The sequence below is a fragment of the Candidatus Nanopelagicales bacterium genome, assembly GCA_037045355.1.
GTDB lineage: Bacteria > Actinomycetota > Actinomycetes > S36-B12.
Window position 1 is genome coordinate 105,995 of record JBAOHO010000009.1, and the last position, 14,438, is coordinate 120,432.

At 65.5% G+C, this 14,438-nt stretch carries 13 protein-coding genes and 1 riboswitch; of the genes, 12 read left to right on the top strand and 1 reads right to left on the bottom strand.

Features of this window, described 5'->3' with window-relative positions; translation table 11 throughout:
• The first annotated feature begins 39 nt into the window (after window positions 1–39).
• The 3 genes from V9E98_03125 (at window position 40) to V9E98_03135 (ending at window position 4,139) form a co-directional block, all read left to right on the top strand.
• The gene (locus V9E98_03125; protein ID MEI2715979.1) at window positions 40–1,242 is read left to right on the top strand and encodes a hypothetical protein; all 1,203 of its coding nucleotides are present in this window, start codon (window positions 40–42) and stop codon (window positions 1,240–1,242) included.
• 216 nt (window positions 1,243–1,458) lie between these two features.
• Window positions 1,459–1,836 (top strand): hypothetical protein, encoded by a 378-nt coding sequence (locus tag V9E98_03130; protein ID MEI2715980.1) that lies wholly within the window; start codon window positions 1,459–1,461, stop codon window positions 1,834–1,836.
• A 485-nt stretch (window positions 1,837–2,321) separates the two neighbouring features.
• Window positions 2,322–4,139 (top strand): DUF2207 domain-containing protein, encoded by a 1,818-nt coding sequence (locus V9E98_03135; GenBank protein ID MEI2715981.1) that lies wholly within the window; start codon window positions 2,322–2,324, stop codon window positions 4,137–4,139.
• A gap of 14 nt (window positions 4,140–4,153) precedes the next feature.
• On the opposite strand, the gene V9E98_03140 is transcribed toward V9E98_03135, so the two are convergent.
• On the bottom strand, window positions 4,154–4,861 hold the full coding sequence (locus tag V9E98_03140) for a helix-turn-helix domain-containing protein (GenBank protein MEI2715982.1): 708 nt from the start codon (window positions 4,859–4,861) through the stop codon (window positions 4,154–4,156).
• A gap of 59 nt (window positions 4,862–4,920) precedes the next feature.
• Here V9E98_03140 and V9E98_03145 point away from each other — a divergent pair, with 59 nt between their 5' ends.
• The 9 genes from V9E98_03145 (at window position 4,921) to V9E98_03185 (ending at window position 14,421) form a co-directional block, all read left to right on the top strand.
• The gene (locus tag V9E98_03145; protein MEI2715983.1) at window positions 4,921–5,211 is read left to right on the top strand and encodes a DUF2249 domain-containing protein; all 291 of its coding nucleotides are present in this window, start codon (window positions 4,921–4,923) and stop codon (window positions 5,209–5,211) included.
• Window positions 5,212–5,215: 4 nt separating this feature from the next.
• Complete coding sequence (locus V9E98_03150; GenBank protein ID MEI2715984.1) at window positions 5,216–6,439, top strand: TIGR04053 family radical SAM/SPASM domain-containing protein; 1,224 nt, start codon at window positions 5,216–5,218, stop codon at window positions 6,437–6,439.
• Between the two features lie 19 nt (window positions 6,440–6,458).
• Complete coding sequence (locus V9E98_03155) at window positions 6,459–6,941, top strand: PPOX class F420-dependent oxidoreductase (GenBank protein ID MEI2715985.1); 483 nt, start codon at window positions 6,459–6,461, stop codon at window positions 6,939–6,941.
• A gap of 152 nt (window positions 6,942–7,093) precedes the next feature.
• Window positions 7,094–7,927 (top strand): aquaporin, encoded by an 834-nt coding sequence (locus V9E98_03160; protein ID MEI2715986.1) that lies wholly within the window; start codon window positions 7,094–7,096, stop codon window positions 7,925–7,927.
• 135 nt (window positions 7,928–8,062) lie between these two features.
• Window positions 8,063–9,244, top strand: a complete 1,182-nt coding sequence (locus V9E98_03165) for a YbhN family protein (protein MEI2715987.1) — start codon at window positions 8,063–8,065, stop codon at window positions 9,242–9,244.
• Between the two features lie 258 nt (window positions 9,245–9,502).
• Window positions 9,503–10,534 carry a DUF4192 domain-containing protein gene (locus V9E98_03170; GenBank protein ID MEI2715988.1) on the top strand — a complete coding sequence of 344 codons (1,032 nt, stop codon included), beginning with the start codon at window positions 9,503–9,505 and terminating at the stop codon, window positions 10,532–10,534.
• 110 nt (window positions 10,535–10,644) lie between these two features.
• Window positions 10,645–10,748, top strand: a riboswitch (SAM riboswitch).
• A 176-nt stretch (window positions 10,749–10,924) separates the two neighbouring features.
• The gene (locus V9E98_03175; GenBank protein ID MEI2715989.1) at window positions 10,925–12,250 is read left to right on the top strand and encodes a bifunctional o-acetylhomoserine/o-acetylserine sulfhydrylase; all 1,326 of its coding nucleotides are present in this window, start codon (window positions 10,925–10,927) and stop codon (window positions 12,248–12,250) included.
• A gap of 16 nt (window positions 12,251–12,266) precedes the next feature.
• The gene (locus tag V9E98_03180) at window positions 12,267–13,451 is read left to right on the top strand and encodes a homoserine O-acetyltransferase (protein ID MEI2715990.1); all 1,185 of its coding nucleotides are present in this window, start codon (window positions 12,267–12,269) and stop codon (window positions 13,449–13,451) included.
• A 175-nt stretch (window positions 13,452–13,626) separates the two neighbouring features.
• Window positions 13,627–14,421, top strand: a complete 795-nt coding sequence (locus V9E98_03185; GenBank protein MEI2715991.1) for a PKD domain-containing protein — start codon at window positions 13,627–13,629, stop codon at window positions 14,419–14,421.
• Window positions 14,422–14,438 lie beyond the last annotated feature (17 nt).

Here is a 14,438-nt window from a genome sequence, read left to right on the forward strand (position 1 = left end):
TATGCTTCGTATAATGAGGTCACCAACCAAGGAGGACTCATGAGCGCATCGGCACCCGTCATGTCCAACCCGACCAGCACGCAGCGAATTGTTCGGCAACTCACCCGACCCACGGAGGTCGATGTCACGGTCTTGGCGTCCGTTCAGGATTACCCGTGCGTTTCCGTCCTGCTGAATACCCGGCCCTCCTCGCGGATGACCGCGGAGGACCGGTCTCGACTGGAGTCGCTGATTCGGCAGGTCCGGGCCCGCCTGGTCATGGAGGGCGTCGACCCCAGCGGGCGAATCCACGAGCAGTTGGTGTGGGCGGCGGCGATACTGGCCGACTCACCCACGGATCGGAGTGTGGCGCTCTTCGCGTCGTCCTCGATGGTCGAATACCGCCATCTTGCGGTGTCGGTCGACGAGCGTCAGATCATCGACCCGACCTTCGCCACGAGAGATCTGGTGCGGTCTCTTCAGGAGAGCCCCGACTACATGCTGTTGGTCTTGGACTCCGACAGCGCAAGGCTGTTCCGTAGCAGTTCAGGCGCCCTTCGCGAGCGGACTGACGGTCTCTTCCCGGTCGTGCGTGAATCCGCAGAGGAAACGGGACAACGCCGCCGCCCCGGACGGCGACGCGGGGCCAAGGCGGGGCGAAGGGATAACCGGGAGAGGGAGCAGTCGCTGGCCTTCCAGCGTCAAGTCGACCGGGCCCTGGAGAAGGAGATGTCACAAGGCCCCGTCCCGGTGATTGTCATGGCCGGTGACCGGGTGCTGAGCGACTTCCTCTCCGTTACGTCATCGTCCGGACGGGTGATCGGTTTTGCCCGCAACGCCGGCGGGCGGTTGGACCTGCGGCGACTCGAACGGACCGTGAGACCACTGCTGTCCGATCATCTCGCCGACCTCGAAGCCGCAGCTCGCGACACGATGGACGCCGGCATCCCGGGGCGCGGTGTGGTCACCGGACTGGCAGCGTGCTGGCACGCAGCGCTGGCGGAACGGCCAGAACTCCTCTTGGTGGAAGAGTCCTTCGCCATCCCGGCGCGTGTGAGCCGTGACGGAATGCTCGTGCACCCACTGTCGCTGGCGGAGCGGGAACTCCCGGGCGTCATCGACGACATCGTCGACGATCTTGTCGAGTCGGTCATCGCGCGAGGCGGACAAGTCAGGTTCGTCCCCGACGGTTCCCTCGCAGGCTCAGATCGTGTCGCGTTGCGAGTGGCGTATTCCTGGCGAGGTCGGCGTCGTCGGCGGTGATCCCTTGGGTCGCGGGTGCGCGCATCTTGCTGACGCATCACTGGACCCGGCGCGTTATCGTCAGCCATGGCCCGTTGGCCGGCAGCGACCGTGCTCCTCGTCGTCCTGCCCTTATCTCAAAGTGCCTGTTCCGGTAGCGGGGCGTCCCCTCCTCCCCCTCCGGCGGCCACCGAGGATGGCCCACCCTGTGGGCCGGCGACTGTGAATGGTGTCCAGGTGATGACCTGGTGTGGTGTGGGCTCAGTCGAAGTCAAACGTGCCGGGACAGTCCTCGACCTGCCTGCGGCTGTCTGCGACAGATCCATGGGGCCCAACGAGCTGGCGGTCTCGGCCGGCAGCACAGTGCGTTCGCCCGGTGATGCTGCGAAGGTGCCGACCGCCACTGGGTTCTCCCTGTTCATCTCCGGCGCGCCTGAGGGCGCGGAGGGGACCTTTGAGCAGGTGGTGTTCGGCGGCAACGACTCCGGCGAAGCATTCGTCGCCGACAAGCCGGGATCGGCTCGCGCGGAGCTCACGTCTGGGGGCACCACGGGGACGTTCGGAGGCGTGGACGACTCCGGCCGGCGTGTGACCGGCACGTTCACCTGTCAGTAGTTCGAGTCTCGTGATCGACACGCCGCCACGGGAAAATCCGGGTCGGAACATCACGACCCCTCCGCGCAGGGACTACTCACCCCTCCTGATCCGGGATCCCCTTCTCATCCGGGATCGTCTCCTCAATTCGGGATCGTCTCCTGATCCGGGATCGTCTCCTGATCCGGGATCGGCTCCTCGTTAGGGATGAGGGCCACTTCCCGTCCGGCGCGCCTCAGCAGGATTCCCGGGATCGCTGGCTAAGGTCGATGCCATCGCGTCCACGTGGCGCCCCGGACTGATGCCGGTGGGGTGGGGAGAAAGCCCCCGGAAGTTATCGCAACTCCCGGGGGCCTCTTCTTGTCGTCGGGTTTCTGGTTCTCGGACAGGCCTATTGCCGTTGCGGGCGAATCCATGGCACTCGACCTCCGGCTCCCAGACCCCCATGCACGCGAGGAGTACGCTTCGGCGCAGACCCGGACCGCGGTGCGCAGAGGGACGGTGGCATGGACTTCTTATGGGTGCTCGGAGTGGCCGTCGCTTTGGGGACTGCCGCTTATCGGTGGCGCCCCGCACGGGTGATCGCCATCGTCATCGCCGTGTTCTGCGCCCTGGGTGCGGCCTTGGTGCAGCAGTTGGACTGGTCATCCAGCGGCGGAGGATCCAGCGACACCTCGATCATCCGCAACTACCAGGCCGACTATGACATCACCGCCGACGGCGCCATGACCCTGGTCGAGACGCTCGATGTCGAGTTCACCGAGACCAAGCGGGGAATCTTCCGGTTCTTCGACGAATCGGATGGCGTCGATGACGATGTCACTCATCCTGTCACCGTCGAATCCGTCCAGAGATGCGGTACGACTGAGTTGGCGAAGTGCGCGGATGAACCCTTCGAGACCTACTACGAGGAGGGGTATCTGGTTGCGAAGATCGGGTCCGCAACCAAGCCCTATCCACCCGGGACGGTCAATCGCTACGTCATCACAAGTACCGCCCGCAACGTGATCACACGGCCGGAGGGCTCTGCCGTCGACCAGTGGTACTGGAACGTGGTCGCACAAGGGTGGGCGATGCCCATCAGAAACGCCGAGATCAGCGTCACGTTCCCGGTGCCCGCGACTGAGGTGCGCTGCATCACGGACACCGGGCCCTGCGAGACGAAGCAGGCCCGCGATCCGAACGTCGTGACCGGGACGTATGCGTCGCTGCCGCCTCGCACCCCTGTGACCTGGCAGGCGGACCTCAGCCCGGCCGACCTCACCGTCGTCATCGTCACCCCTCCAGCAGCTGACTCCGGCTCCTGGTGGCGAGGTGCGTGGCTGTTGATCCCCGCAGCGGTACTGGCCGTCCTGTTCTTCCTCTTCATCCGGACTCTGCAGGAGAGGCCCGCCAGCGAGGCACCCGTCTTCGCTGCGCCATCGAAGGACATCCTGCCGACCGTGTGGACGTACCGAGAGGAGGCCCCGGAGCACTCGTTCCAGACGATGCTTCTGTACCTGCAGCAGGAGGACGCAGTGCGAGTGGAAGTCCCTCAGGATGGCCAGTACATGTCGACCAAACCCGAGTGGATCCGCATCTGGCGCACGGACAAGCCGTTGCCCATGGTCACCGGCGCTGCAGAATTCGTGTCCGGGATGGGTATCAGTCAACCTGGTTCAACAGCCGTCATCGCCAAGAACGACGCCGCGATCGGCAAGGCGATTCAAAGCACGGAGAAGACCCTGACCTCGTTGACGAACAAGTACGCACAAGCCATGGGCTACTACCGGGCCTCCGGTGCGGGGGTCTTGGCGAACGTACTCGCGGCAGCCCTTCCCCTGTTGTCGATCGGGGTATCGCTGCTGTTCGGGCAATGGTGGCTGGGCCTGGCGTTGTTGCTGCCCGCCGTCGCCGGCGTCTGGGCTCAGCGATCGATGCGCACCCGATTGTCGGAGTACGGCCTGAAGGTCCGAGACCAGGTCAACGGACTGCACACGGCGTTGTCGACGCGGGCATCTGTGGAGCGGTTCGACTACGCGCGCAAGGTTCGCTATTTCGCGCAGTTCTTGCCCTGGGCAGTCGCGCTCGACTGCGCAGACACCTGGGCCAAGGCGTGCAAGCCCGACTTCCCGCCGGACGACCCCCGCTGGACCGAAGATGCATCGTTGATGTCCGCGTGGAGCGTCTACAGCGGTAGTCAGGCGATCTCGTCGGCGGTCGCCAGCGTCTCCTCGGGTGCGATTGCCTCCTACGCCGCCACGCAGTCCTCGAGTGGCTCGGGCGGGGGCGGTGGGTTCAGCTCCGGCGGAGGCTCTGGTGGAGGTGGCGGCGGCTCCTGGTAGGACGCTCGGCCGGATCACGCGGGCTGCGGGGACGAATCCGCGGATGCGGTGAGCAGGTGCAATCGGCAGGCGCCGGGCTCCGCGAATGCGATCAGATCAGTGCGTTCAGGATCGCCGCCGAGTTCGTCCAAAGCGCCGCGGACAAGTCCCAAGTGGGCCTGGCACACCACCTGTGGGTGCTGCAGCGCGACGTCGAGCAGCGGACATCTGCGCAGGGCCACCGTTGTCGCGCGTTGATCCGCCGACGGCGCGAAGCCGAGATCGGCCAAGATGTCCACCACGGCACGACGCGCAGCCAGGGGGGAGGAGCGAGGGGCGTGGGGGTGGCTGCGCTGGACGATGTCGCGGCCCCAAGAACCACCGACACCGCGCGCGGCGTCGACGGGGTTGGGGCTGGTCGTGGCCAGGTACTGGGCGAGCGCGCCCGCGAACGCGGCGTATTCGCTGACTCTGGGGTCGGGTCTCGGGTGTTCGGAATCTGTCTCATAGAGCCACGCAGGTCGGCCGCGACCGGATGAAGTCGCACGTCGACGACGCACGAGACCAGCCGCCACGAGATCATCGAGATGGTTCCGGATGGTGTTGACGTGTTGGCCGAACAGTTCAGCGATGTCGGTTGCGGTCGTGGGCTGCCGGCTTCGTTGCAGGAACTCGAGCACGGATGCCTTGGGTTGTGACAGGGCCTGATTGCCGGTGCGCTCCTGCGCAGGACTTGGGCCCATATTTTCCACAGTCGGTAGTGTAGTAAATTGCACAGGACCCTTTGACTGATGGAGGACCGATGGTTCAGCAGATCCCTTTGGCAGGTTCGGGCGGAGCGTGTAACTGCGGGGCTCACGACCAGGCAGATCCTGTCCTGGATGCCCGCGTCATACCCCACGCCGTCCGCCATGCGGCGATCTTCGGCGCCCTCGACTCGATTGCCCCAGGATCTGCGATGGTCCTCGTCGCTCCCCATGACCCCATTCCGTTGCTGTCACAGGCAGCCGACCGCTATGGCGACGCCATGAGCGTCGACTACCTCCAGCGCGGTCCCGACGATTGGCAGCTCCGCTTCGAACGAACGAGCTGACCGGATGCCATCCGTGGGGCGACGCTCGGGAGCGCCGGCGCTGCGCCGCAGCCACGTGGACCTCACCCAGCGGCCCTTCATCGTCATCTGGGAGGCCACGCGGGCCTGCGCCCTCGCCTGCCGCCACTGTCGCGCCACCGCGGTCCCACACCGGGACCCTGCGGAAATCGGCACCGCGGAGGCGTGCGCACTCATGGATGAGGTCGCGCGGTTCGGCACGCCACCACCGTTCTTCGTCATCACCGGTGGCGACCCGTTCGAGCGTCCGGACATCCTCGAACTGGTGTCGTACGGATCCAACATCGGACTGCCTGTTGCGGTGTCTCCTTCGGGCACCGAGGCGTTGAACCCGAAGAACCTCGCCGAGGTGTATCAAGCGGGTGCTCACGCCATCTCCTTGAGCATCGACGGTGCCACCGCACGCACGCACGACGCGTTCCGCGGGGTGAGCGGCAGTTTCGATCTGACCATGCGGGGCTGGCGCCAAGCGCGAGAACTGGGTCTGAAGGTTCAGATCAATACGACTGTGACCCCGGACAACATCGCCGAGTTGCCCGACATCTTGAACGAGATTCACGAGCAGGGGGCACTGACCTGGTCGTTGTTCTTCCTCGTACCTACCGGGCGCGGTGAGCATCTGCGACAGATCAGTGCCCAGCAGGCCGAGGATGTCCTCAACTTCTGTTACGACGCGGACAAGCTCGTCTCCCTGAAGACCACGGAGGCACCGGCATTCCGGCGGGTTTGCGTCCAGCGCACGATTTGTGAAGAACACGGACTCGATCCGGTGGTGGAGCTCGGGCTGGGCCGCGACTACCTGTATCTGCGCGAGCGTCTGCAGCAGATCGCTCCGAATCGGACCGGTACCGGGCGGCTGCGGCGCCCGCCGTTGCAGATCAGCGCCGCCCGAGGGTTCGTGTTCATCTCCCACACCGGTGACGTGTATCCGAGCGGTTTCCTCCCGCAGTCGGCCGGGAACATCCGCCAGGAGTCGCTGACCGACATCTACAGGTCGTCCGAACTCTTCGTGGGGCTGCGCGACCCGGACGCGCCACGGGGACGTTGTGGACAGTGTGAGTTCCGTCGGGTGTGCGGAGGGTCGCGACCGCGGGCTTATGGCGCCACGCGTGACATGTTCGCCGACGACCCCCTGTGTTCGTACCAACCGCACTCCTTCGGGCATTCGCAGGCCGTCGCAGATGCGGTCACCCGCGGGTCGGCGGGGTGATCGCTGCACCTCTGGCCCCATGAGTGGCCGAGTGGCCGGTGTCGCTGCGGATTCCAAGAGCTGGTTGCGGGGCTGCCGGATTGCGCCCGGCTCCCGTGGCCGTCACGATGACGGCATGTTGTCAGACCTTGCCTCCGAACTGCTCGCTGCGCCGAACTTCGCCACCGTGGCCACGTTGAATGCCGATGGTTCCGTCCACCAGAGCGTGGTGTGGGTGGATACACAGGACGAAGACGTGGTGTTCTCCACGCTGCGGGGCCGGGTGAAGGAGAAGAACCTCCTTCGTGACCCGAGGATCAGTCTGTTGGTGATGGACAAGGACAATCCGTACCGTTTCGTGGCGATCCGTGGCACCGCGACCCTGGAAGACGAAGGCACCTCGGAGTTGATCCAGGCGATGGCGCAGAAGTACACGGGTCAGCCGTGGCAGGAGAAGGCGCCCGATGTCCAGCGGGTCAATGTGGTCATCCACGTCGACCGCTGCGTGGACTACAAGCCCTGACGCGGAGTGTCAGATCCCGCATCTCCTGGGGGACTTCATGCTTCCGGATGGGACCTCTGGTTGGTCAATCGGCTGACAGCGTCGCGGCTGGTCGCGAGACTTCGCACTGGAGCAGTTTCAACGGGCGTGTGAGCCTTGCCACGGAGGTCGATGTGCCATCGGATGACGCCGCCGAGCAGCAGGAACAGACCAGGCAGAATCTCTGGGATGTCATCCAGGCCGAAGCCGCGAGGCGGATCGAGGACTTCCGGGATCCGCGCCAGGAATGGCGTCGCCTGATCTCGGAGTTCATCGGGACGTTCTTCCTGGTTCTCGTGGCTGCCGGCGCCCCCATGGTGGGCACTTTGTATCCCGGCACCGTGGGTCTCGCCATGGCGGTCACGGCGCCGGCTCTCATGGTCCTCGCCGTCATCATGTTCATGGGCAAGGTCAGCGGCGCCCATCTGAATCCCGCCGTCACGGTCGCGTTCTGGCTGCGTGGGGACTTCCCGGTGCAGCGAGTCCCCGGCTACATCGTCACGCAGCTGCTCGGTGCCGTAGCCGCCGCCGGGCTGCTGACCTACCTGGTGCGGGTCCCAGCCACCCATGGCGGGTCTTATCCAGGAGCCGACACCACCGACTTTCAGGCGTTTGTCACCGAAGCCGTGCTCACGTTCGGTCTCGTCAGCGTGATTCTCGGAACGTCGTCGGGTGCGCAGAGCATCGGCATCATGGCTGCCGTCGGCGTCGGGTCGTACATCGCGCTGGCCGGCCTGTGGGCAGCACCCCTGTCCGGTGCCTCGATGAACCCGGCCCGGACCTTCGGGCCGAACCTCGTGGGAGGTCACCTGGGGCCCTACTGGGTGTACGTCGCCGGTCCACTACTGGGAGCCGTCTGTGCGGTGGGACTGGCATTTGTCCTGCGCGGCAAAGGTGGTGGCCGTAAGGGTTCCCTCGCGGCGCAAGGGGCGTTGGACCCCGAGATCGCCTTCCCCGACAAGACCTGACGCCGTCCTTCTGCCCATTCCGTCCTGTCCGACTGTGGGCTTCGCCGATCGGTATGCCGACCGGATCCAAGAAACAAGACCACCAGGTTCGGCGCTTCCTGACTCGGCCTCGATCCTTACCCCTACCATCGACGTGTGGCGACGAGAGACCCTGATGAGCAGCCGACTGCCGGATCGGCCAGCGCCGATCGCGACTCCGCCCCGGAGATCGACGAGCCGTCAGGCCAACTGACGGACGCCGAGGCCAAACAGAGCATCGGCGCGGGAGGCATCGATCGCAAGAAGACGATCATCGGCGCGATCGTCGCAATCGTCTTCTTGGCGATCGTCTTCACTCGTGTGATCCCCCAGATCGGTGACTACGCGGCCGCCGCCGAATACGTGCAGGCCATGAGCCTGGCGTCCATCGCGGGACTCGTGGCGATCGTCATCTGGTATCTCTGGGTCTACGGGTGGCCCTTCGTCGCGGCCACCCCCGGACTGCGCTACAAACAGGGTTTCATCGTCAATCAGTCAGCCTTTGCCGTGAGCAACGGTATTCCCGGTGGGGGAGCGTTCGGGCTGGGGCTGCAGTACGCGCAGCTGACGTCCTATCAGGCGACTCCCACCGTGGCGACGGCGGCGATCACCGCGACCGGCGTGTGGAGCGTCTTCGTTACCTTGTTCCTGCCCGTCACCGGCATCGCAGCGCTGACGCTCAGTGGTGACGACGCCGGCAAGTACGTCGTCGGTGCCGTTGTGGGAGTCACCGCCCTCATCGTGATCGTGGGCCTTTTCGCCCTCATCCTTCGGTCTGAGAAGAACGCCGAGAGACTCGGTGGGTGGGCCAACACGATCGTCAACGGGGTCATTCACTGGTTCAAGAAGGACGTCACGGTCGACGTCAAGGCTCAGGTGCTGAAACTGCGCCACGACATCGTGGGCCTCGTCGAGCGTCGCTGGCATGTGATCACGCTGGCCCAGATCGGGGTCTCCTGGTCGCAGTTCGCCATCTTGTACGTCGCTCTGCTCGGCGTCACCAAGGACGTCGGCATGCCGCCGCTACTTGTCGCCTACGGCTGTTGGGCGATCTCCCAGCTGGGCATCATGATCCCCGTCACCCCTGGCGGACTGGGAACAGTCGATGCCGTGCTCATCGCGCTGCTGACCTCCTTCGGAGTCGACAGCGGCGCGGCGACCGCCGCCGACCTGGTCTGGCGGGCCTCGTCCTACATCCCACAGATGGCGATCGGGCTGATCATGATCTTCTACTGGCGCTGGGACATCCGGCACCGGGTGAAGAAGGTCGCGGACGCGACGGATCCGGTCACGTCCTGAGCCCAGGATTCGCCGATGGTGCGCAGTAGCCGCTGGATCAGGTTGAGGCGAGTAGCCGGAGATCCGCGGAGTTGGAGGAGCCCGGTCGCGTGATGGCTTCCCCTCCGCCACGCAACCGGGCTCGTGTGAGAATTTCAGGGCCCCTGCGGTGCCGGCACCTCGACCGACACGCCGTTTCCACAGCCGTCGTGACCCCATCGTCATCCCCGGTCGGATCCGCGCAGTCAGATCCCCCTTCGGTCGACCTGACAGTGAGGCATGACCACCACCAACACTTTCTGCCCTGTCTCCCGCACACTCGGCCGTCACCCCGAGGAACTCCTGCCGGCCATCCCGCTGCTCATCGGTTACCGCCCGTCAGACAGTCTCGTCTGCCTGTTCTTCGACGGCTCTGGGAGTATCGTGCTGAGTTCCCGGGTGGACTGGGACACGTGTCGCACGGCACCAGACGATGTCGTGGCCACATTGGCGGAGCGAGCCCGCAACTGCGAGGCCAACTCCGTGCTCGTCGCCAGCATCGATGCCGTCCGTCCCGATCAGCACACCATCGCGGCCTTGGCGCTCAGCTTCCTGTCGCGTGACTTCGAGCTTCTCTGGGCGGGTGAGACATTCGACGATAGTTGGCGTGGCCTCGAATGCAGTCCAGCGTGTGGCGAGCATCTGCTCGACCGCCACCATCCCACGGTGGTCGGACTGATCGCCGATGGACTGGCCGCCGCCCCCGACCGCGACACCATCGTCGCCGAGATCGCCGAAGACCCCGGCCGACGCATCCCCGATCTGGGTACGGCGCCCACCGGTCGCCGCTTGGAATCGTGGCGCGATGACGCCATCGAGCGGATGGCGGAGTTGCTCCGCACGACGGAACCGCTCTCTGATTCCGACGTCGACCTCGTGACGCGGGCCTGTCGGGACCTACGGGTCCGAGATGTCGTCCTGTGGCGCATCACCAACGGACCGCATCACGGTCGCGCATTGCTCCAGCGGTGTTGGGACGTGTTCGCCGAGAGTCTGCGCCGAGCCCCCAGCGACTCGATTGCGCCTGTCGCGGCCGTCGCAGCGCTGATCGCATGGCAGCTGGGAGAAGGAACCCGCGCCATGGAATGCCTCAAGCGCGCGCGGGCGGCCGACCCCGACCATTCCCTGGCCGACCTCGTGTTTCGATGCATCGATCAGGCTCGGCCACCGTCACTGTGGCACCAGGTGATGGCAGGCCTCGATGAGGCCACCTGCCGGTACGGCCATATCGACGATCGGTTGGATCCCCAAGAGCGTTCCGACCGGTCATGACGGAACTGACGATCACCACGGTCCACTGAAGACCGCGGGTCCCATACCGCGTGCAGGGTTCTTGACCTCGGAAGTGGACGCACCGCTAACTGTGGGCTACCGTAAGCGCAGGTCATGAGTCCCAGCGACAAGCTCCGGCTAGCTGGGCAGCAACCCTCCGACCGCGGTGGGGTGCTCCGGGTGAAGACCTGGTCGATTACGACAAGCGCGGCCTTGCATCACAAGGCCCACAGGTAGAGGTGGATGTCATGTGTTGTTGCCGAATGACCGGTGTCGCCGGGGCCTGAACGGCGCATTACGCGTTCCCCGTCGACTCGTGCGGGCTCGATGCCTGACGTCCCTCTCTGAACATCTCAACACATTCACACACGTATCTGGAGGAATCCCATCATGAGCGAAGCCTGGTCTTTCGAAACCAAGCAGATCCACGCAGGCCAGACCCCGGACGAGGCCACCCACGCCCGAGCACTGCCGATCTATCAGACGACGTCGTACACGTTCAACGACACCACTCACGCCGCCAACCTGTTCGCCCTCAAGGAACTGGGCAACATCTACACGCGGATCATGAACCCGACCCAAGCTGCCGTCGAGGACCGGATCGCGGCACTGGAGGGCGGGGTCGGAGCCCTGCTGGTGTCCAGCGGGCAGGCGGCGGAGACCCTGGCGATCCTGAACGTGGCCGAGGCCGGCGATCACATCGTGTCCAGCCCCAGCCTGTACGGCGGCACGTACAACCTCTTCCATTACACGCTGCCGAAACTGGGCATCGAAGTCTCGTTCGTCACCGATGCTGACGATCCGGAATCGTGGCGCGCGGCTGTGCAGCCGAACACCAAGGCGTTCTTCGGGGAGACCATCGCCAACCCGAAGAACGACATCCTCGACATCGAGGCCATTGCGGCGGTGGCGCACGACGTGGGTGTACCGCTGATCGTCGACAACACCGTTGCCACCCCCTACCTGATCCAGCCGTTGCGGTGGGGTGCCGATGTCGTGGTGCACTCCGCGACCAAGTACATCGGTGGACACGGCACGGCCATCGCGGGTGTGATCGTCGACGGCGGGACCTTCGACTACGCCCAGTACCCCGAGCGGTTCCCGAACTACAACCAGCCCGACCCGAGCTACCACGGCCTCGTCTATGCCCGTGATCTCGGCGTGGGGTCACAGTTCGGGGCGAACGTCGCGTTCATCATGAAAGCTCGGGTGCAGCTGCTGAGGGACCTGGGAACTGCCGTCGCTCCGTTCAATGCCTGGCTGTTGGCGCAGGGACTGGAGACCCTGTCCCTGCGTATCGAGCGGCACGTGCAGAATGCCCAAGCCGTCGCGCAATGGCTCACGACCCGTGACGAGGTCTTGAGCGTCAACTATGCGGGCCTGACCAGTAGCCCGTGGTACGAACTCGGTCAGAAATACGCCCCGCAGGGGACCGGCGCTGTTCTGGCATTCGAGATCGCCGGTGGCGTCGAAGCCGGACGGAGGTTCGTGGAGGGCTTGCAGCTGCACAGCCACGTCGCCAACATCGGCGATGTTCGCAGCCTCGTCATCCACCCGGCATCGACCACCCACTCGCAGCTCACCCCCGAGGAGCAACTGACTGCGGGTGTGACGCCCGGACTGGTCCGACTCGCGGTGGGGATCGAGCACATCGATGACATCTTGGCCGACTTGGATGCGGGATTCCGCTCCGCCAAGGCCGAGGTCCAAAGCTGAGGAGGGTGGGCTCCTCATGACCACTTCCGTGGCCCCTCCCGCCAGCGGCGCCTGGCGGGAGGGGGATCCGGTGGCTTTCCGCAAGTTCGCCGACATCGGCGCGGTCGACCTCGAGTTGGGTGATGCCCTGTCGGACGTCCGAGTGGCCTATCAGACATGGGGGTCACTCAACGACCGCGGCGACAACGCGGTGCTGGTCGAGCATGCCCTCACGGGGGACGCTCACGTCGCGGGTGACAAAGCCCCGGGTCAGCCGACCCCAGGCTGGTGGGACGCGGTCATCGGTCCCGGCAAGGCCCTCGACACCGACCGCTATTTCGTTGTCTGCGCCAACGTCCTGGGTGGGTGTCAAGGCACCACGGGCCCGGCATCGACTTCCGTGGACGGTCGACCCTACGGATCACGCTGGCCCCGGATCACCATCCGCGACCAGGTCACCGTCGAAGCGCGGCTGGCCGATCATCTGGGCATCGAGTCGTTCACCAGTGTGATCGGTGGATCCATGGGCGGCATGCGGGCACTGGAATGGTTGGTCATGTACCCGGGTCGCATCCGCTCAGCCGCGCTGCTGGCAACAGCGGCAGCAGCCTCAGCCGATCAGATCGGCACCCAGACTGCGCAGATCCAGGCGATCACCAATGACCCGTCCTGGCATGGCGGTGACTACTACGACGCGCCCCGCGGTGGCGGCCCCCACCGCGGTCTCGCGCTGGCCCGCCAGTTCGCGCACCTGACCTACCGGACCGCAGGCGAACTGGATCTCAGGTTCGGCCGGGACGCTCAGCCGGGTGAGGATCCCCACACGCCGTTGGCCCGGGGTCGCGACAACGCCGCGGGGCGATACACGGTGCAGTCGTACCTCGACCAGAACGCGGACAAGTTGATCAGACGCTTCGATGCCGGCAGCTATGTCGCACTCAGTGATGCGATGTCCACGCATGACGTCGCCCGGGGGCGCGGGGCTCGGTCCGCGGTGCTCGGCCGCATCACCGTGCCGGTCAGGGTCGCGGGACTCGACAGCGACCGTTTGTACCCCCTGGCCCTGCAGCAGACCATGGCGGATGAGATTCCGGGATGCCCAGGGCTGGACGTCATCGAGACTCCCTTCGGACACGACGGATTTCTCATCGAGTCGGAGCGAGTGGGTCACATCGTGTCCGACCTGCTCGCCTCGGTGGGTGCTGATCACGCGACGTGCTGAACGAACGTCCGTCAACCCCTGTGCCCACCCGCTGTGGCCAATCACTCACCTCCACGACCGCGGTTGCGGGCTGTCGGGGAACGCCCCCTACGGTGACACCGCACTTCGGTGCGAGTCGGGGGACAAGTAGGGGGAAGCGGGGGACCTCATGTGGGGGAAACGGGTTGTTGGCTGCGTGGTTGCTGCCTGCCTTGTCGGACTGAGCGTTCCGGTCAAGGCGGACGACGGATCAGTGTCCGGGAACGACTCGCGTGATGTCTTCGTCGTGGTGGGCAGCAGTGGCGGTGGCGGATCACCCGGTAGCGGCAGCGGCGGTTGCGCCGGTTCGTGCGCCCCGGTGATCGTCATCCCAGCGTGTGTCCACGGTCTGCTCGGGGTCTCGCCACAGCCGGGATCTGGCGGTTGTCTGCCGCTGCACGACTCCGACTGTGGGCCGGGGGAGCGATTCATGCAGCAGTGGACAGGGGGTGCCGGCGGTTGGATACCGGGCGGGTTCGGCTGTTACGGACCCAGCCAGGTGGTATCCGTCGCGGACATCGCTGCGATCGTCGCTGAACGCATGGTGCATCGGGTGCCGCGACTTGAGGTGTCAGCGCAGCCCAGCGGACGTACCGTCCTGCGGATACCGGTGCTCTTCGATTCGGGGCAGCGTTCCGCGACCCACTCCTGGACGGACACCGTGGCCGGGATCACTGTGACCACCGATGTGTCGGCGACGTGGGACTGGGACTTCGGTGATGGTCGAACCATGCACACGACGCACCCGGGCAGCACGTGGCCGGACACAACCGTGAGTCATGCCTATGACCGACCCGGAAGATACCGGGCAGAGGTGACGACCACTTGGACAGGGACGTTCACGATTGCCGGATTGGGGGAGCAGGCCATCGATGGCCAAGTCACCCAGAATGCGAGCACGACGATTCCCGCCCGTGAGGCCGCCAGCGTGCTGCGGCCCCTGGACCGCTGAGGTGGCGCTGCGTGCCC